This window comes from Serratia sp. 2880STDY5682894, assembly GCF_001537385.1.
GTDB lineage: Bacteria > Pseudomonadota > Gammaproteobacteria > Enterobacterales > Enterobacteriaceae > Serratia > Serratia nevei.
Genome location: NZ_FCJA01000006.1, coordinates 188,301 through 206,412, shown reverse-complemented (window position 1 = coordinate 206,412; position 18,112 = coordinate 188,301). Strand labels below are relative to the sequence as shown.

16 protein-coding genes are annotated in these 18,112 nt (G+C 60.9%); 7 read left to right on the top strand and 9 right to left on the bottom strand.

Going from position 1 to position 18,112, the window contains the following annotated elements; all coding sequences use genetic code 11:
• The first annotated feature begins 1 nt into the window (after window position 1).
• Entirely contained in the window at window positions 2-787 is a 786-nt protein-coding gene (gene allE, locus AWX27_RS15355; protein ID WP_060423489.1) for a (S)-ureidoglycine aminohydrolase, read from the top strand.
• A gap of 57 nt (window positions 788-844) precedes the next feature.
• Here the strand turns inward: allE and AWX27_RS15350 are convergent, their stop codons facing one another.
• The 7 genes from AWX27_RS15350 to AWX27_RS15320 form a co-directional block, all read right to left on the bottom strand.
• Window positions 845-1,987, bottom strand: a complete 1,143-nt coding sequence (locus tag AWX27_RS15350) for a glycerate kinase (protein WP_060423711.1) — start codon at window positions 1,985-1,987, stop codon at window positions 845-847.
• 129 nt (window positions 1,988-2,116) lie between these two features.
• Complete coding sequence (locus tag AWX27_RS15345; RefSeq protein WP_204275857.1) at window positions 2,117-3,370, bottom strand: MFS transporter; 1,254 nt, start codon at window positions 3,368-3,370, stop codon at window positions 2,117-2,119.
• 254 nt (window positions 3,371-3,624) lie between these two features.
• Window positions 3,625-4,506 carry a 2-hydroxy-3-oxopropionate reductase gene (gene glxR / locus AWX27_RS15340; protein ID WP_033647242.1) on the bottom strand — a complete coding sequence of 294 codons (882 nt, stop codon included), beginning with the start codon at window positions 4,504-4,506 and terminating at the stop codon, window positions 3,625-3,627.
• 10 nt (window positions 4,507-4,516) lie between these two features.
• On the bottom strand, window positions 4,517-5,296 hold the full coding sequence (gene hyi, locus AWX27_RS15335) for a hydroxypyruvate isomerase (RefSeq protein WP_033647243.1): 780 nt from the start codon (window positions 5,294-5,296) through the stop codon (window positions 4,517-4,519).
• A gap of 11 nt (window positions 5,297-5,307) precedes the next feature.
• On the bottom strand, window positions 5,308-7,089 hold the full coding sequence (gcl, locus tag AWX27_RS15330) for a glyoxylate carboligase (protein WP_060423486.1): 1,782 nt from the start codon (window positions 7,087-7,089) through the stop codon (window positions 5,308-5,310).
• A 119-nt stretch (window positions 7,090-7,208) separates the two neighbouring features.
• Window positions 7,209-8,024: an HTH-type transcriptional repressor AllR gene (gene allR / locus AWX27_RS15325; protein ID WP_038875050.1), complete on the bottom strand. Its 816-nt coding sequence runs from the start codon at window positions 8,022-8,024 to the stop codon at window positions 7,209-7,211.
• A 70-nt stretch (window positions 8,025-8,094) separates the two neighbouring features.
• Window positions 8,095-8,580 (bottom strand): ureidoglycolate lyase, encoded by a 486-nt coding sequence (locus AWX27_RS15320; protein WP_033647245.1) that lies wholly within the window; start codon window positions 8,578-8,580, stop codon window positions 8,095-8,097.
• A gap of 353 nt (window positions 8,581-8,933) precedes the next feature.
• Between AWX27_RS15320 and allS the strand changes: the two genes are divergently transcribed.
• The 3 genes from allS to AWX27_RS15305 all read left to right on the top strand — a co-directional run bounded on the left by allS (window position 8,934) and on the right by AWX27_RS15305 (window position 11,299).
• Window positions 8,934-9,848 (top strand): HTH-type transcriptional activator AllS, encoded by a 915-nt coding sequence (gene allS / locus AWX27_RS15315; protein ID WP_060423483.1) that lies wholly within the window; start codon window positions 8,934-8,936, stop codon window positions 9,846-9,848.
• A 72-nt stretch (window positions 9,849-9,920) separates the two neighbouring features.
• Entirely contained in the window at window positions 9,921-10,826 is a 906-nt protein-coding gene (locus AWX27_RS15310; protein ID WP_004940203.1) for an SPFH domain-containing protein, read from the top strand.
• Between the two features lie 2 nt (window positions 10,827-10,828).
• Window positions 10,829-11,299: an NfeD family protein gene (locus AWX27_RS15305; RefSeq protein ID WP_038875043.1), complete on the top strand. Its 471-nt coding sequence runs from the start codon at window positions 10,829-10,831 to the stop codon at window positions 11,297-11,299.
• Window positions 11,300-11,355: 56 nt separating this feature from the next.
• Here the strand turns inward: AWX27_RS15305 and AWX27_RS15300 are convergent, their stop codons facing one another.
• Together AWX27_RS15300 and cueR are read right to left on the bottom strand one after the other, a co-directional pair.
• On the bottom strand, window positions 11,356-13,110 hold the full coding sequence (locus tag AWX27_RS15300) for a hypothetical protein (protein WP_060423480.1): 1,755 nt from the start codon (window positions 13,108-13,110) through the stop codon (window positions 11,356-11,358).
• A 118-nt stretch (window positions 13,111-13,228) separates the two neighbouring features.
• Window positions 13,229-13,642 carry a Cu(I)-responsive transcriptional regulator gene (gene cueR / locus AWX27_RS15295; protein WP_060423476.1) on the bottom strand — a complete coding sequence of 138 codons (414 nt, stop codon included), beginning with the start codon at window positions 13,640-13,642 and terminating at the stop codon, window positions 13,229-13,231.
• 108 nt (window positions 13,643-13,750) lie between these two features.
• Between cueR and copA the strand changes: the two genes are divergently transcribed.
• From copA to ybaK, 3 genes are all read left to right on the top strand, one after another.
• Window positions 13,751-16,462 carry a copper-exporting P-type ATPase CopA gene (gene copA, locus AWX27_RS15290; RefSeq protein WP_060423473.1) on the top strand — a complete coding sequence of 904 codons (2,712 nt, stop codon included), beginning with the start codon at window positions 13,751-13,753 and terminating at the stop codon, window positions 16,460-16,462.
• A gap of 132 nt (window positions 16,463-16,594) precedes the next feature.
• Window positions 16,595-17,401: a TraB/GumN family protein gene (locus AWX27_RS15285; RefSeq protein WP_060423470.1), complete on the top strand. Its 807-nt coding sequence runs from the start codon at window positions 16,595-16,597 to the stop codon at window positions 17,399-17,401.
• Window positions 17,402-17,629: 228 nt separating this feature from the next.
• Complete coding sequence (ybaK, locus tag AWX27_RS15280) at window positions 17,630-18,109, top strand: Cys-tRNA(Pro)/Cys-tRNA(Cys) deacylase YbaK (protein WP_049272291.1); 480 nt, start codon at window positions 17,630-17,632, stop codon at window positions 18,107-18,109.
• Window positions 18,110-18,112 lie beyond the last annotated feature (3 nt).

Genomic DNA, 18,112 nt, shown 5'->3' with positions numbered 1-18,112 from the left:
CGTGGGTTACTTCAACAATCAAACCGGTTATCCAACCGACATTCTGTCAACGCGCGCCATCATCAAACGCGGCAACTATGCGCTGATCCCGCCGAACGGCCTGGTGCGCAACGTCATTCCCGGTTTTGAAAACTGCGACGTCACCATCTTGTCGACGCCGAAACTGGGTGCCACCTTCGTCGATTATCTGGTGACGCTGCACGACTGCGGCCGCAACACCAAAGGCTTTGGCGGCGAAGAGCTCGAAACCTTCGTGTACGTCATCGACGGCGCCATCACCGCTTCCGCCGACGCCACCGACTACCCGCTGACCGCCGGCGGCTACCTTTACTGCCCGGCGGGCGTCACGATGCGGTTGGAAAACGCCAACGGCGGCCAATCCAGCCGCCTGTTCCTCTACAAGCGCCGCTATCAGCGCATCAAGGGTTACGAGGCGCACGTGGTCAGCAACAACGTCGCCAACCTGGAGCAGATCCACTACGAGGGCATGAGCGAGGTGATCCTGCAGGATCTGCTGCCGAAAGATCTGGGCTTCGACATGAACATGCACATCCTCTCCTTCGCCCCCGGCGCCAGCCACGGCTACATCGAGACCCACGTGCAGGAGCATGGCGCCTACATTCTCAGCGGTGCCGGCGTGTACAACCTGGACAATGAATGGATGCCGGTGAAGCAAGGCGACTACATCTTCATGGGCGCCTATGTGCAACAGGCGGGCTATGCGGTGGGCCAGGAAACCTTCAGCTATATCTACTCCAAGGACTGCAACCGCGACGTCGAGCCGTAAGCGCTTCGCCGCCAAAACCAAGGCCACCTGCTCGCGCAGCGTGGCCTTCTTTTTTATTTATCCCAATCGCCGGCCGATGCGCATCGCGCGGGCGACGTTGGCGGCGCTGCGCTGCAGGTTGAGTTCCCCTTGCGACAGCGCGACCGCCAGCGTACTCAGGCGCGGCAGAATACTGAACATCGCGTCGATCCCCTGCGCGTGCAGCGCCTCCGCCCCGTCCTCCACCACGCCGGCCAGCGCGATGACCGGCAGGCCGCGCGCGCGCGCCAGACGAGCGACGCCGGACAGCGCCTTGCCGCCCAGCGTTTGGCTGTCGATGCGCCCTTCGCCGGTGACCAGCAGATCGGCCTCCGCCAGCGCCTGCTCCAGGCCCAGCGCCGCCATCACGATCTCGATGCCCGGCTTCAGCGTTGCGCCGAGAAACACCTGGCAGGCGATCCCCATGCCGCCCGCCGCCCCGCCGCCGGCGACGTGCCGCACGTCGCGGCCGGTACTCTGGCGGATCACCTCGGCATACTGCGTCAGGCCCTGTTCCAACTGCGCCACCATCGCTGCCGTCGCACCCTTCTGCGGCCCGAACACCACCGCCGCGCCACGCGGCCCCACCAGCGGATTGTCTACGTCGCAGGCGACCTCAATCCGGCACTGCCGCAGGCGCGCATCCAGCGTACTGAGATCGATTCCGCTCAGCGTCGCCAGCTCGCCGCCGCCCCACGGCAGCGCCTTGCCGTCCGGGCGGTAGAAGCGCCCGCCCAGCGCCTGCACCATGCCGACGCCGCCATCCACCGTGGCGCTGCCGCCGATGCCGAGGATCAGGTGGCGAATGCCCTGATCCAGCGCATGCAGGATCAGTTCGCCGGTACCGTAGCTGGTCGCCAGCAGCGGGTTACGGCGCTCGGCCGGCGTCAGCATTAACCCGCTGGCCGCCGCCATTTCGATCACCGCCGTCTTGCCGTCGCCGCTGACGCCGTAAAACGCCGCCACCCGTTCCCCCAGCGGCCCCGTGGCAGCCACGCTCACTTTGCGCCCGCCGGTGGCGGCCACCAGCGCGTCCACCGTGCCTTCGCCACCGTCGGCGATCGGCAGGCAGACGCACTCGGCATCGGGATAAACCTCGTGAAAGCCGCGCGCGATCGCCCGCGCCGCCCGCTCCGCGCTGACGCTTTCTTTAAATGAATCCGGTGCAATAACAATTTTCATGATGCCTCCTTTATTCGAGATGAAATAAAAAATGGCCATGCCTTCCCCCGCTGAAATAATCAGATGAGAAATGCATGGCGAAATAAAATAAAACTGTTGCCGACTATTTAATGAAGATAATGGGAAGTGTTATTTATTGACCCATTTCGCCGGCACGCTGTAGGTTAATATCGCCCCCAGTATCATCATTGTCGACAAGACGCACATCGCCGCCAAATTGCTGTGGGTCAGCTGTTTGAAATAGCCGATGATATAAGGCGAAATAAAACCGCCGATATTGGCGATGGAATTGATGAGCGCAATGCCCGCCGCGGCGCAGGTGCCGGTAAAAATGGCGTTCGGCAGGCTCCAGAACAGCGGCGACGGCACCAGGCTCGACGCCACCGCCACGCACAGCGCCGCCATCACCACGTGCTTGTTGTCCGGGAACAGGCCGATAAAGATCAGCGACACCGCGGCGATGCAGAACGGCACGATGATGTGCCAGCGCCGCTCGCGATGCTTGTCCGAACTGCGCGCGGCCACCAGCATCGCCACCACCGCCAGCATGTACGGCAGCATGGTCAGCAACCCGATATCCATCACCGAGGTCACGCCGGTGTCGCGAATGATGGTCGGAACCCAAAACGCCAGCCCGCCCTGGCCCATCACGGTGCAGAAGCAAATCAGCCACATTTTGGTGAACGCGGACGATCTCAGCATGCTTTTCATCGTCCATTCCTGCCCGCCGGCACCGCCCTGGCGCGGCGCGCTCTGCGCCATATCCTCTTTGATCAGCGCCTTCTCCTGCGGGCTGAGCCACTTGGCGCTCTGATAGGTATTATCCAGGAAACAGAAGATGACGACGGCGATCAGCAGCGCGCGCGGGCCGCTGATAAAGAACAGCCACTGCCAGCCGGAGAGGTTCATCAGGCCGTTCATGTGCTCGATGATCCACCCGCACAGCGGGCCGCCGATGATGTTGCTGACCGGGATGCCACACACGAACAGCGCGGTCATCTTGGCGCGCTGGCTGGACGGGAACCACAGCGTCAGATAGAGGATCACGCCGGGGTAGAAGCCGGCCTCCGCCAGCCCCAGCAGGAAACGCGCCAGGTAGAATTGCCAGGGATTGGTGATAAAGATGCTCAGCATCGAAATCGCCCCCCACACCACCATCAGCAGCGCGATGATCTTTCTGGCGCCGTAGCGGCTCAGCAGAATGTTACTGGGTACCCCGGCGATGATATAGCCGATGAAAAACACCCCGGCGCCCAGCCCGTAAACGGCTTCGGCCATCGAGACATTGCCGTTCAGAATATCGGGCATCATTTGAAATTTCGAAAACGAGATCCCAACCCGATCGAGATAACCGACGATATAGCTCACTAATAAAATGGGCATAATGCGCCAGGCGATTTTTCGATATAAACGGTTTTTGTCAGGGGCGGTAAGAATATCTTTATCAATAACAGCATTATCGGTTGCCATATTCAGTGTCTCCTCGGTTGGCATCCTGCTTTTTACTTTTTATTGTGCTGAATCATTTTTTATTGGATTGGCGGGGACCCTCTTTATTTATCATAAAGAGGGCGTTATTAATGTCGAACATCTCTGATTCTAACGATAAGCCGGCAAATCAAATGCCGGGGGTGCTCTTAGCCGGCCACCCGGTGGTTGCCCATGATTTCCAGCGCACGCACCAGCGCGGAGTGATCCAGCTCGCCGTCGCCATTGGCGGCGCAGACGTTGAACAGCTCCTGGCAGGTGGCGGTATTCGGCAGGCTGAGCGCCAGCGCCTTCGCGCCCTGCAGCGCCAGGTTGAGATCCTTCTGGTGCAGCGAGATGCGGAACCCCGGCGCGAACGCCCGCTTGATCATCCGCTCACCGTGCACCTCCAGAATGCGCGACGAGGCGAAACCGCCCATCAGGGCTTCGCGCACCCGGGCCGGATCGGCGCCGGCGCGCGAGGCGAAGACCAGCGCCTCGGAGACCGCTTCGATGGTCAACGCCACGATGATCTGGTTGGCGACCTTGCAGGTTTGCCCGTCGCCGTTGCCGCCGATCAGCGTGATGTTCTTGCCCATCAGCGCCAGCAGTGGCTGCACCCGTTCGAAGGTCGCTTCCTCGCCGCCCACCATGATGGTCAGCGTGCCCTGTTTGGCACCCACTTCGCCGCCGGAAACCGGCGCGTCCAGATACTGGGCGCCCAGCTGGTTGATACGCTGCGCGAATCGCTTGGTCTCCAGCGGTGAAATGGAGCTCATGTCCACCACCACTTTGCCGTTCAGCTTGCCGGCGGCGCAGCCGCGTTCACCGAACAGCACCTCTTCCACCTGCGGCGTATCCGGCACCATGATAAAGATCACGTCCGCCTCATCCGCCACCTGCTGCGGATCGCGGCAGGCGATGGCCCCTTGCTGCAACAGTGCCGCCGGCACCTCATGCCGGGTGTGGGCGTAAAGCGTGTGCCCACCCGCCAGCAGTTTTTCCGCCATCGGCGCGCCCATGATGCCCAGACCGATAAATCCCACTTTCATTTTCATCTCCTCAAGACAGGTATTTTTTAATCCATGACAGGCCGCTTTCCGTGGTGGTGAGCGGTTTGTATTCACAGCCGATCCAGCCGCGATAACCCATGCGATCCAGCTGCGCGAAGATAAACTCGCAGTTGATTTCACCGGTGCCCGGCTCGTGCCGCCCCGGATTGTCGGCGACCTGAATGTGGTCGATCTTCGCCAGCAGGCGCTCAAGGGTCTGCGTCAGCTCTCCCTCCATGCGCTGCATGTGGTAAAGGTCGTACTGCAGATACAGGTTGGGGCTGCCGATCGCCTCGATCAGTTCGATCGCCTGCCGGGAGGTTTGCAGGTAGAACTGCGGCATGTCGTAACGGTTGATCGGTTCGATCAGCAGACGGATATTCTGCCGCGCCAGAGCGTCGGCGGCGTAGCTCAGGTTCTCCTTCACCCGTTCGTCGGTGGCGTGGCGGCCGACGGCGGGATCCGGATTGCCGATCAGGCAGTTGATGCGATCGCAGCCCAGCGCCTGCGCATACTCGATCGCGCGCCCGACGCCGTCGCGGAACTCCGCTTCGCGCCCCGGCAAGCAGGCGATGCCCCGTTCGCCCGCCGCCCAGTCGCCGGCCGGCAGGTTGAACAGCACCTGGCTCAGGCGATGCGCCTCCAGTTCGCTGCGCAGCGCGGCGATCGGGTAGTCATAGGGGAACATATATTCCACCGCGCTGAAGCCCTGCTCCTTCGCCCGGCGGAAGCGCTGCATGAAATCGACTTCGGTGAACAGCATGGACAGGTTGGCTGAAAATTTCGGCATGGTAAGGTTCCTCAACGGTAATCAAAGAAGTTGACCGAGGTCGGCGCGTCTTCCGGCGTTGCCGCCACCGGTTCGAACTCGTTGACGTTATCCAGCTCGGTGCCCATGGAAATATTGGTGACGCGCTCCAGGATGATTTCCACCACCACCGGCACCCGGTGCTGCTGCATCAGCTCCTGGGCCTGACGAAACGCCGGCGCAATCTCTTCCGGTTTGAACACCCGCAGCGCCTTGCAGCCCAGCCCTTCCGCCACCTTGACGTGATCGACGCCGTACTCGCCAATCTCCGCATTGTTAATGTTTTCAAACGACAGCTGCACGCAGTAATCCATGTCGAACCCGCGCTGCGCCTGGCGGATCAGCCCCAGATAGGCGTTGTTCACCAGCACGTGGATATAGGGCAGCTTGAACTGTGCGCCGACCGCCAGCTCTTCAATCATAAATTGGAAATCATAGTCGCCCGACAGCGCGACCACCTTGCGCTGCGGATCGGCGGCGCATACGCCCAGCGCCGCAGGCAGCGTCCAGCCCAGCGGGCCGGCCTGGCCGGCGTTGATCCAGTGACGCGGTTCGAAAACGTGCAGCATTTGCGCGGCGGCAATCTGCGACAGCCCGATGGTGGTGACGTAGCAGGCATCGCGGCCAAAGGCGCGGTTCATCTCTTCATACACCCGCTGCGGCTTGACCGGCACGTTGTCGAAGTGGGTTTTGCGCAGCAGCGTTTGCTTGCGCTGCAGACAGGCGGCGCACCAGGCGTCGCGATTCGGCAACTCGCCGCGCTCGAAGCGGCGCTTTGCCGTATCCACCAGCATTTGCAGCGCGATGCGCGCGTCGGAGACGATGCCCAGATCCGGGCAGATCACCCGGCCAATCTGCGTCGGCTCAATATCGATGTGCACCACCTTGCGCCCGGCGGTGTACTTATCCACCGAGCCGGTGTGGCGGTTGGCCCAGCGGTTGCCGATGCCAAACACCAGATCCGAATCCAGCAGGTTGGCGTTGCCGTAGCGGTGCGAGGTTTGCAGGCCCGCCATGCCCGCCATCAGCGGGTGATCGTCCGGAATGGCGCCCCAGCCCATCAAGGTCGGGATCACCGGCACGTTGCAGATCTCCGCCAGCTGCTGCAGCAAATCCGCCGCGTCGGCGTTGTGAATGCCGCCGCCGGCGATGATCAGCGGTTTTTTCGCCGCGCACAGCAGATCCAGCGCTTTGTCGATCTGCGCCTGGGTGGCCGTCGGCTTATAGGCGGGCAGTGAAGAGTAGGTGTCCGGATCAAACTCGATCTCCGCCATCTGCACGTCGAAAGGCAGGTCGATCAGCACCGGGCCCGGCCGGCCGGAGCGCATCAGGTGGAACGCCTGCTGCAGCACGCGCGGCACCAGCGCCGGTTCCTGCACGGTGACCGCCATCTTGGTCACCGGCTTGGCGATCGATTCGATGTCTACCGCCTGAAAATCTTCTTTGTGCAAACGCGCACGCGGCGCCTGGCCGGTGATGCACAGGATCGGGATCGAGTCGGCGGAGGCGGAGTAAAGGCCGGTGATCATGTCGGTGCCCGCCGGGCCGGAGGTGCCGATGCACACGCCGATGTTGCCGGCGGCGGCGCGGGTGTAACCTTCCGCCATGTGCGAGGCCCCTTCCACGTGCCGCGCCAGGTAGTGTTTGATGCCGCCGTGCCGCCGCATCGCATCGTAGAACGGGTTGATCGCCGCGCCGGGCACGCCGAACGCGGTGGTGATCCCTTCTTTTTCCAGCACGTGCATTGCCGCGTCTACCGCTCGCATAATTGCCATGTGATGCTCTCCTTAATTTATTGGAAAATTTTTCCAACTTAAAATTGCGGTCAAAAAAACCCGTTTGCTCATCAAACGGGGAGTCTTGCTCCGCGCCGGTTCAGCCCGGCGCGCGACGTTTACGCCTTGCTGCGCGATTCGCCCAGCGCGGCGCTGATGTCTCTGGCCACTTCACCCACCAGTTCGCCCAGCTCCTTGAACCGCTCCTTGCCGACCCGCGAACTCGGCCCGGAGATGGAAATGGCGGCGATCACGTTGTTGTTGCGATCGAAAATCGCCGAAGCCAGGCAGTTCAGGCCAAGCGCGTGCTCTTCATCGTCGATGGTGTAGCCCTGCGCCAGCGACTGATGCAGATCCTTGCGCAGCAGGTTCACGCTGGTCAGCGTCTTGGGCGTGTAGGATTGCAGCCCCGAACGCACGATCAGATCCAGCATCTCCTCTTCCGCCAGCGGGTACAGCAGCGCTTTGCCGGCGCCCGAGGCGTGCAGCGGCAAGCGGCTGCCCAGCGGCGCGCACATGCGCACCATCGCCTGGCACTCGCATTGGCGAATCAGCACCGCGTCGAAATTGTTGCGGATCGCCAGGTTGGCGGTCTCGCCGGACAGCAACATCAGCCGGCGCATGAACGGCCCGGCCACCGATACCACGTCGCGATCGTTCATGTAAGCGGAACCGACGGTGAACGACTGAATGCCGATATGCCACCAGCCCAGCTGTGGATCCTGAAAGACGAATTCCGATTTCTCCAGCACTTTCAACAATCTGAAGGTGGTGGACAGCGGCAGCTCCAGCTTTTCGGACAGCACGGAAACCGACGAACTCCCCCCGGCGTTGGCCAGGTACTGGAGGATCTCTAGCCCGCGATCCAACGCCTGCGCCCCTTTGGTGGCGCCGGCTTCGGTGGCGGGTCGTCCTTTCCTGCGTAATTCGGTCATTCAAGCTTCCTTTGTCAGTAACGGCATGGGTGACGCTATGATAAACGCCCTGCGCGGCGTGCGGCCAGCGCTATGCCAAAACTATGCGATACGGCTCCGGCAAGCGGCTGACCACGCAGTTGTCGGCACCTGCGCGATCGATGGTGAAAAAGTCGGTGACCTTCGCATAGGCAAACAGCGGATGGTGCCAGACATTGCGGTGATAGTTAATTCCCTGCTTGCCGTTGGTGATAAAGGCGCGCAGCGTGCCGATGGGGATGGTTTCGCCCGGTTCGGCGACGATCACCACGAAGCGTTCGCCGTTCATCGGCACAAAGGCCTGCGACGAGAGCGGATGCTTTTCCAACAGGGAAAAGGTCATCGGCAGATCGCAGGGTTCCGCCCGGTTGATGCTGGCCAGCACCCGGTTGCCGTCGGACACCTCTATCTTGGCGAGATCGTGATAACGCTCGGTTTTTCCGTCATTGATATGAAAGAAACGCGAGCCCTCTATCTGCAATACATCGCCGTAAGGCGCAAAGGCCGCCGGCGTTAATTCTTCGATGACTAAATCCATGTGATTCTCCCAAGCGCATGACCCAGACGGCGATTGAACGGCGATATTTCACCCAACGCCTTCACTCTAGACAGCGCGTGGTGAATTTGACAGCATTTTTTTGGAAAATTTTTCCACAACAAGATCACCCGCACACTTTACGATCGAAGAGCCATATTAGTTGCTTTAAATCAATGAATTAAAAAACCGCCCAATTCATCATCGGGCAAAATGGGGCGGCGCGCGTTCATCGCTATCGGGTGATTCTGTGACCGGGATCGTGGGGTTGGGCTTTGCCGCTGCCTATCGCGCCGCAACATCAGTAGATTCTTCTCACCGATAACCGAAAAGGCGGTGTCAGCCAAGGACCCCTCATGCTGGATCACGAAACCATTCGTTCGTTTATCAAAGTTGCCGAGTGCCAAAGTTTCTCCCGCGCGGCGGAGCTGCTGCACAAAACCACCGCCACCATCAGCTACCGCATCAAAACGCTGGAAGAGAGCATCGGCACGCAGCTGTTTATCCGCACCACCCGCACCGTCAACCTGACGCCGGCCGGAGAGTATTTGCTGGAGCGCTGCCGCCAGTGGCACACCTGGCTGGACGCCATGCCGGGCGAACTGCGGCAAATCAACGACGGCGTAGAGCACCAGGTGAATATCGTTGTCAACAACCTGCTGTATGACGCCGCCGCCGTGGCCGGGCTGTTGGCCCACCTGCACGCCAAATACCCGTTCACCCAATTTCACATTTCCCGCCAGGTGTACATGGGCGTGTGGGACGCGCTGCTGAATGAGGATTGCCATCTGGCGATCGGGGCGGCGGGCAATGAATCGCTGGAAAACAGCATCAAGGTGCTGCCCCTGGGCAAGATCGATTGGGTGTTCGCCATCGCGCCGACGCACCCGCTGGCCGCCGCCGCCGATCCGCTGAACGAAACGCAGCTGCGCCCTTACGCCGCGATCAACGTCGAAGATACCGCGCGCCATTTGGCCAAGCGCACGGCCTGGCTGCTGTCGGGCCAACAGGAGATCAAGGTACCGGACCTGCGCACCAAGCTGGAGTGCCACCTGCGCGGTCTCGGGATCGGTTTCCTTCCGCGCCAGCTGTGCCAAACTTACCTTGATAGCGGCGAGTTGGTGGCTAAGCAACTCAAATATCCACGCCAGCCCTCTCCCCTGTCGCTGGCCTGGTCCGATGCTCGCGGCGGTGAAGCGGTGCGTACCCTGATCGGCCTGTTCCAGACGCGGGATCCGCTGATCGCGGGTTTGGTCAGCGCCCTGGATTAAGTCGCGGTAACGGTAGGCATTTTTCCGGCGCTGACGTAATATCTGTTTACATATGTCTGACAGGAGGTTTGCATGCTTACTTTTATTCCCATCGTGATCGTCGTCGCACTGATTGTGGTGTTCGCCGGCGTCAAAATTGTGCCGCAGGGGTTCCAATGGACGGTAGAACGCTTCGGCCGCTACACCAAAACGCTGATGCCGGGCCTGAACCTGGTGGTGCCGTTCATGGACCGCATTGGCCGCAAAATCAACATGATGGAGCAGGTGCTGGACATTCCCTCGCAGGAGGTGATTTCCCGCGATAACGCCAACGTCGCCATCGACGCGGTGTGCTTTATCCAGGTGGTCGATCCGGCGCGCGCCGCCTACGAGGTCAGCAACCTCGAACAGGCGATCGTCAACCTGACCATGACCAACTTCCGTACCGTGCTCGGCTCGATGGAGCTGGACGAAATGCTGTCGCAACGCGACAGCATCAACAGCCGCCTGCTGCACATCGTCGATGAAGCGACCAATCCGTGGGGGGTGAAAATCACCCGTATCGAGATCCGCGACGTGCGGCCACCGGCGGAACTGATCGCCTCGATGAACGCCCAGATGAAGGCCGAACGTACCAAGCGCGCCGACATCCTCGAGGCGGAAGGGGTGCGCCAGGCGGCCATTCTGCGCGCCGAGGGGGAGAAACAATCGCAGATCCTGAAGGCCGAGGGCGAACGCCAGTCGGCGTTCCTGCAGGCGGAAGCGCGTGAACGCGCCGCCGAGGCCGAGGCGCGCGCCACCCAGCTGGTGTCCGACGCCATCGCCAGCGGTAACATTCAGGCGGTGAACTACTTCGTGGCGCAGAAATACACCGACGCGCTGCAGAAGATCGGTTCCTCCAACAACAGCAAAGTGGTGATGATGCCGCTGGACGCCAGCAGCCTGCTCGGCTCGATCGGCGGCATTACCGAACTGCTGAAAGAAAGCAAAGGCAAATAATCATGCTCGAACTGATCGCGGCGAATCCGCTGTGGTTTTGGCTCTCCCTCGGGGGCGTGTTGCTGGCGGCGGAAATGCTCGGCGCCGGCGGCTACCTGCTGTGGAGCGGCGTGGCGGCGCTGTTGGTCGGCGCTCTGATCTGGCTGCTGCCGCCGCTCTCCTGGGCGTGGCAGGGCATGATCTTCGCCGTCCTGACCGTCGTCGTCGCCTACCTGTGGTGGTACTGGCTGCGCCGGCGCCCGGCGGCCGCATCCGGCGGTTCGCCGGTGCTCAACCAGCGCAACCGCCAGCTGATCGGCACCCGCGCTACGCTGACGGAGCCGATGCACAACGGTATGGGGCGCATCAATATCGGCGACAGCAGCTGGCGCGCGCAGGCGGCAGAAGATCTGCCCGCCGGCACCGAAGTGGAAGTGGTGGCGGTGGAAGGCGTCACGCTGGTGATCCGCGCCCTGCCTTCATCATTGCGCTAACGAGTAAGCCGGGTTGACTCACCCCGGCTCACTCATCCTTTCAGCAGAGCCGTGTTTTACGTTTTATAATCGACCCACACTCCGCTACGCGTCGTGTAAATCTTGTTCGACAGCGGGTTGATAGTGAATAATCCGTAACCAGCGGCAGAGGTGGGAGGTAACCAATTATCTACCGTCACATTCACCCTGGGTGACGGGAAAATTATCCATCGCCCCGTAACGCCGTCAACAAAGGTAATCCGGTTAAAGTTGCCCCCTTGCACATCCAACAAAACCCCCTTCCCGGTGACCATCAGCGTCGCTAAAGAGACATCAATCAAAACCAAGCGTAATGCATCGACCGTTGTGACATCACCAACGACTCTCGTATTTTGCAGGCTTCCGCCGCCGGTAAAGCTCTTTTGCAGGTCGCAATTGGTGAGTCTTGGCATCGACGTAGAAATTACATCGCCACCGATGTAACTATTCAAAATCTTGGCGGCAGAAGAGAGCTGTAGGTTACCCGCAATATTGCCTCTGGATACTGATGAGTTATCGTCACGAATATCTACTCCCCCTACCGTTCTGACAGAATCTAAATTGACGCGGGCATTAGCCATAACCACAATGTCTTTGGCAAAGACTGTCCCTATAGCCCCCCCATTCGGAGCGGGATCACCAGGTATAATTGACACATTCGCGGTTGACGAAACATTCCCGACAGCAGTTGCCGTTGCACCGAAAGTATGAACATGCTCAACCGTGCTATTTTTAGAGGCATAGATATTAATCACGCCGGCACCGCCACCGACGGAAGAAAAGTAGCTATTCATATAGCCATATCCGTTTCTTTTTTCGGCAGAGTTGGGAGTTTCAACAGTTGCCTTGGTGACTAACGTGCCTTCTTCATGAACTTTGGCCAGCCAATTTTTTGAGCCTGATACTCGCCAAGCTTTCTCTCTACAGTCATGAGCCATTAAAGAGTGGATCGTATTAGCATTAGACTCATCAAACGTCGATCCGGTTGCAGCGGGGTAACTGGTAAAGTCGATACCGAACATCGTCTCATTGCCACAGAACAGTGCCCTGACGTCATTAAATACGTTATCAAACGTAGAAGCAAAATAGACGCCTGCGCCATTCATGTGCATTGAAGAGAGAAATTGAACTCTGGAACCTGAAAGCGTGTGCAGTTGACCATTAATCTCTTTACCCGTGTAACCATCCATATTGTAAATCGTGATGGTATCCAGATCCTGATTACCCTGAGTCGTTCCATACACTAAACCTTTTCCGTCATACTGACCATTCTGATTGAGCACGACCCAAGGCAATTTTAACCCGATATCAGTCTTTGGAGTAAATGATGAAGATTTAATGAATAAATGCAGGGCTCCAGATAAACAAGTCAGCCCACTAATATTGATAGAAGACGAAATAAATAAGCCCACTTGTGCATACGAGCCCGCTTTGGGAAACTCGCTCACCAGAGTGCATTTCTTTTCAATCGCTTTGTTTATAGCCGCCTGCAAGCTGACGGTGACATCAATATAATTTGATGTCGTTCTATCCGTAGCTTCTATCCCGTAATCATAAAGATTAACCGTGCCGGCAATCCTTTCCCAATAAAATCCGGTCGTTTGCGCAACGTGGCCGCCATCATCGGCTTTTACACCAGCAACAGAGATGAAATCACCGCCACCGTATATCCCACCGTCCTTCCACGCATTAAGCGTAACCCTGACTCCCGCTTGCGCGGGCACATAGGCTCTTAAAGCCTCAAAACTCGAGATAACAGCAAACGCGGTAGCACGATCAGAACCGATATTCATAGAACCTCCTCTTTGAAGTCTGCGCGTCGCAATCGACACCAAGACTCTAAAACTCGGTCCTTCATAGCGCCAAAACAGCGGGTTGTGCCACACGCAGATGGACAACCCGGCGTCCGGATTATTTGGCTGCAGTTACCTGATGACAACACCCCGCCAGGTTGTTGATGATGGGGCACTCCGCCCCCTCGTCGCCCGGGCATTGGTCGGCCAGCGCCAGCAGGCGCTGGCGCATGTCGCCCAGTTCGCTGATGTGCCTTTCGATCTCCGCCACCTTCTGCAGCGTGCGCGCCTTCACGTCCGCGCTGTGGCGGGCCGGATCGTTGAACAGCGCCACCAGCTCGCGGCACTCGTCCAGGTTGAAGCCCACCTGCCGCGCCTGGCGCAGCAGCGTCAGCTCTTCAACGTGCCTGGCGGAATAGTGGCGATAACCGTTATCGCTGCGGATCGGGGCGGTAATCAGCGCTTTCTCTTCGTAAAAACGAATCGTCTTGCTGGTTAGCCCGGTTTTTTTCGCGACGTCGCTAATATTCATTTTCCCTCCTTGACCTTACCCTTGCTGGAAGGTTTAAGCTCCATTCTTAGTGAAAACAGGTCAGGCGGTCAACCTTTAAACACCGCCCTTTAAGCAAGGAGTTCAATCATGTCACACACCACTATGCTGGCATTGCAGGGGCTGTCCTGCATGAACTGCGCGCAGCGGGTGAAAAAAGCCCTGGAAAGCCGCAGCGATGTCGAACAGGCGGACGTTAACGTGCATTACGCCAAAGTGACCGGCGACGCGCCGGACAGCGCGCTGATCGACAGCGTGATCGCCGCCGGCTATCAGGCCGAAGTCGCGCCGCACGCCGATACCGAACTGCAGCTGAGCGGCCTGAGCTGCATGCACTGCGTCGGCACCACCCGCAAGGCGCTGGAAGCGGTGCCGGGCGTGTTCGCCGCCGACGTCGCTATCGACGGCGCGAAAGTATACGGCGATGCCGATCCGCAGGCGCTGATCGCCGCGGTGGAAGATGCCGGCTATCACGCCAGCGTAGCGGACGCCGTCGCCCCAAAAACTGAGCCGTTGACTGACGCAACACCTTCGTTGCCGGACGTTCAGCCAGCGGCGCAATCTCCCCTTCCGGCAACCGACGGCGCGGACGATAGCGTACAGCTGCTGCTCAGCGGCATGACCTGCGCCAGCTGCGTCAATAAAGTGCAGCAGGCGCTGCAAAGCGTTCCCGGCGTAGAGCATGCGCGCGTCAACCTGGCGGAACGCAGCGCGCTGGTGACCGGCGCCGCCGATGCGCAGGCGCTGGTGGCGGCGGTGGAAAAAGCCGGCTACGGTGCCGAAATGATTCAGGATGAAACCGAACGCCGCGAGCGCCAGCAGCAGACCGCACGCGCCAACATGAAGCGCTTTAGCTGGCAGGCGGCGCTGGGTCTGGCGTTGGGTATCCCACTGATGGCCTGGGGGCTGTTCGGCGGCAGCATGACGCTGACGCCGGAGACCCAGCGTCCCTGGCTGCTGGTCGGCGTCATCACCCTGGCAGTGATGGTGTTCGCCGGTGGGCACTTCTACCGAAACGCCTGGCGCGCGCTGATGAACGGCAGCGCCACCATGGACACCCTGGTGGCGCTCGGTACCGGCGCTGCCTGGCTTTACTCGATCGCCGTCAACATTTGGCCCGATTTCTTCCCGATGGAGGCGCGCCACCTCTATTACGAGGCCAGCGCGATGATCATCGGTTTGATCAACCTCGGCCATGCGCTGGAGCAGCGCGCCCGTCAGCGTTCTTCGCAGGCGCTGGAGCGGTTGCTGGATCTGACGCCGCCCACCGCGCGGCTGGTAACCGACGACGGCGAGCGCGATATTCCGCTGGCAGAGGTGCAGCTCGGCATGACGCTGCGGCTGACCACCGGCGATCGCGTGCCGGTCGACGGTGAAATCGTGCAGGGTGAAGTCTGGCTCGATGAAGCGATGCTGACCGGCGAAGCGGTGCCGCAGCAGAAAGGCCCTGGCGATACGGTGCATGCCGGGACGGTGGTCGACGACGGCAGCGTGCTGTTCCGCGCCGCCGCCATCGGCAGCCAAACCACGCTGGCGCGCATCATCAAACTGGTGCGCCAGGCGCAGAGCAGTAAACCGGCGATCGGCCAACTGGCCGACCGCGTCTCGGCGGTGTTCGTGCCGGCGGTGGTGGCGATCGCCCTGTTCAGCGCAGCTATGTGGTACTTCTTCGGCCCGCAGCCGCAGCTGGTCTACACGCTGGTGATCGCCACCACGGTGCTGATCATCGCCTGTCCGTGCGCATTGGGATTGGCGACGCCGATGTCGATCATCTCCGGCGTCGGCCGCGCGGCGGAGTTCGGCGTGCTGGTACGCGACGCCGACGCCCTGCAGCAGGCCAGCCAGCTGGACACCCTGGTGTTCGACAAAACCGGCACCCTGACCGAAGGGAAGCCGCAGGTGGTAGAGATCCTGACCTTCAATCAGGTCAGCGAGCAGCAGGCGATCGGCTGGGCCGCCGCGCTGGAGCAAGGTTCCAACCACCCGCTGGCGCGCGCCATCATGGAACGCGCCGCCGGGCAAACGCTGCCGCAGGTCGCGCAGTTCCGCACCCTGCGCGGCGCCGGCGTCAGCGGGGAAATCGACGGCGTGCCGGTGCTGCTGGGCAACGCCGCGATGCTGGAACAGCATCAGGTTGCGACCGCCGAACTGGAAGCGCCGATGCGCGCCCAAGCCGAACGCGGCGTGACGCCGGTGCTGCTGGCCGTTAACGGTAAACCGGCCGCGCTGTTCGCCATTCGCGATCCGCTGCGCGAAGACAGCGTCGCGGCGCTGCAGCGCCTGCACCAGCAGGGCTATCAGATGGTGATGCTGACCGGCGACAACCCGGTGACCGCCAACGCCATCGCCAAAGAAGCCGGCATCGATCGGGTGATTGCCGGGGTGCTGCCGGACGGCAAAGCGGCGGCGATCAAGCAGCTGCAGGCGCAGGGCCAGCGCGTGGCGATGGTCGGCGACGGCATCAACGACGCCCCGGCGCTGGCGCAGGCCGACGTGGGCATCGCGATGGGTGGCGGCAGCGACATCGCCATCGAAACCGCCGCCATCACCCTGATGCGCCACAGCCTGCACGGCGTGGCGGATGCGGTAGCGCTGTCGAAGGCCACGCTGCGCAACATGAAGCAGAACCTGTTCGGCGCCTTTATCTACAATACGCTGGGTATCCCGATCGCCGCCGGCGTGCTCTATCCGCTGACCGGCACGCTGCTCAGCCCGGTAGTGGCGGGCGCGGCGATGGCGCTGTCGTCGATTACCGTAGTCAGCAACGCCAACCGGCTGCTGCGTTTTAAACCCAGGAAGTGATCGCCGGGGCGCCGTCATGGCGCCCCGCTGTTTTCCGGGCTTTCCTGCGCGGCGGATAGCGTTTAGCATGAATGACGATTTCCCTCGCCTTTCATGCTGAAACGCGCACCCGTTATTCAGGAGCCACGCCGTATGGGTCAACTGTTACGCCGCCTCGCCGCCTTTCTCGGCCTGATCTCGCCCAAACGTTACGCTTATCCGGCGTTGGACATCACTCTGCCGGGCGATCGTCGGCTGCATCTGGTGGGCAGCATCCATATGGGCACCGTCGATATGTCGCCGTTGCCGCCCCGGCTGGCCGCCCGGCTGCAACAGGCCGACGCGCTGATCGTCGAAGCCGATATCACCGATTCCGCCTCGCCTTTCGACCACGCCGAGCTGCAGCCGGCGCTGGAACAGCGCCTGTCCGCCGAAGAATATCAACGGCTGCTGGCGCTGTGCCATGAGCTGGGCGCCGATCCATACGCCTTCGCCACCCTGCCCGGCTGGCAGGTCGCGCTGATGATGCAGGCGCGCCAGGCTCAGCGCCTGGGGCTGCGGGCAGAGTACGGCGTGGACTATCAGCTGCTGCAGGCCGCCCGGGCGCAGGACAAACCGGTGATCGAGCTGGAAGGGGCGCAGCAGCAGCTGGCGATGCTGGAACAGCTGCCGGAAGGCGGCATTGCGCTGCTGCGCGATACGCTGGAGCACTGGCACACCAACGCGCGGCTGCTGCAAACCATGGTGAGCTGGTGGCTGGACGCCAAACCGCGCGGCACGCTGGACACCCTGCCCGCCACCTTCAGCGCCGGGCTGTACGACGTGCTGATGCACCAGCGCAATCGCGACTGGCGGCGTCAGCTGGAGGCGCTGCCGGCCGGGGACTATGTGGTGGCGGTTGGCGCATTGCACCTGTATGGCGAGGATAACCTGCCGGCGATGCTGCAGCCGCAGGGCTAAAAAAGAGGCCAATATCGCTATTGGCCAGTCAAAGAGGAATTTCTTGTATTCTAGTTATACGCATAGCAACCGTGTTAACGGTTACAGTAAACAGGGTAGCAACCCGGTGAATATCTTGGCAACCCGCTTTATGTAACAGCCGCTCAGGTTGCCGGGCAGGTCGGATTTTTGTATTTTTAAAGCTGGTTATCACCCTTCCCCCGCAGGGGGCATTCTGGACAACACATCATGACGCCCGCAGTCGTTCTGCTCGAAAAACAAAAGGTCACCTTTACCCTTCATCCGTATCACCACGACAGCGACGAAACTAATTTCGGCGACGAAGCGGTGAGAAAGCTGGGGCTGGATGCCGATCGGGTTTACAAAACCTTGCTGGTGGCGCTGAACGGCGACGCCAAACACCTGGCGGTGGCGGTCACGCCGGTCGCCACCCAGCTGGATCTGAAAAAGGTCGCCCGCGCCCTCGGCGCCAAAAAGGCCGAGATGGCCGATCCGCAGCTGGCGCAGCGCGTCACCGGGTATCTGGTGGGCGGCATTAGCCCGCTGGGGCAGAAAAAACGGCTGCCGACGGTGATCGACAGCCCGGCGCAAGCGTTCGCCACCATCTACGTTTCCGGCGGCAAACGCGGGCTGGACATCGAGCTGGCCGCCGCCGATCTGTGCCGCCTGCTGGCCGGCAGCTTCGCCGACATCGCCAAGCGCGACTGACGC

Bases quoted from the DNA above. Each gene is read 5' to 3' on its own strand.
- allR (WP_038875050.1), bottom strand. From the start codon at position 8,024: ATGACCGAATTACGCAGGAAAGGACGACCCGCCACCGAAGCCGGCGCC.
- gcl (WP_060423486.1), bottom strand. From the start codon at position 7,089: ATGGCAATTATGCGAGCGGTAGACGCGGCAATGCACGTGCTGGAAAAA.
- AWX27_RS15350 (WP_060423711.1), bottom strand. From the start codon at position 1,987: ATGAAAATTGTTATTGCACCGGATTCATTTAAAGAAAGCGTCAGCGCG.
- AWX27_RS15300 (WP_060423480.1), bottom strand. From the start codon at position 13,110: ATGAATATCGGTTCTGATCGTGCTACCGCGTTTGCTGTTATCTCGAGT.
- cueR (WP_060423476.1), bottom strand. From the start codon at position 13,642: ATGAATATTAGCGACGTCGCGAAAAAAACCGGGCTAACCAGCAAGACG.
- AWX27_RS15345 (WP_204275857.1), bottom strand. From the start codon at position 3,370: ATGCCCATTTTATTAGTGAGCTATATCGTCGGTTATCTCGATCGGGTT.
- AWX27_RS15310 (WP_004940203.1), top strand. From the start codon at position 9,921: ATGCTTACTTTTATTCCCATCGTGATCGTCGTCGCACTGATTGTGGTG.
- ybaK (WP_049272291.1), top strand. From the start codon at position 17,630: ATGACGCCCGCAGTCGTTCTGCTCGAAAAACAAAAGGTCACCTTTACC.
- hyi (WP_033647243.1), bottom strand. From the start codon at position 5,296: ATGCCGAAATTTTCAGCCAACCTGTCCATGCTGTTCACCGAAGTCGAT.
- copA (WP_060423473.1), top strand. From the start codon at position 13,751: ATGTCACACACCACTATGCTGGCATTGCAGGGGCTGTCCTGCATGAAC.
- AWX27_RS15305 (WP_038875043.1), top strand. From the start codon at position 10,829: ATGCTCGAACTGATCGCGGCGAATCCGCTGTGGTTTTGGCTCTCCCTC.
- AWX27_RS15285 (WP_060423470.1), top strand. From the start codon at position 16,595: ATGGGTCAACTGTTACGCCGCCTCGCCGCCTTTCTCGGCCTGATCTCG.
- AWX27_RS15320 (WP_033647245.1), bottom strand. From the start codon at position 8,580: ATGGATTTAGTCATCGAAGAATTAACGCCGGCGGCCTTTGCGCCTTAC.
- allS (WP_060423483.1), top strand. From the start codon at position 8,934: ATGCTGGATCACGAAACCATTCGTTCGTTTATCAAAGTTGCCGAGTGC.
- glxR (WP_033647242.1), bottom strand. From the start codon at position 4,506: ATGAAAGTGGGATTTATCGGTCTGGGCATCATGGGCGCGCCGATGGCG.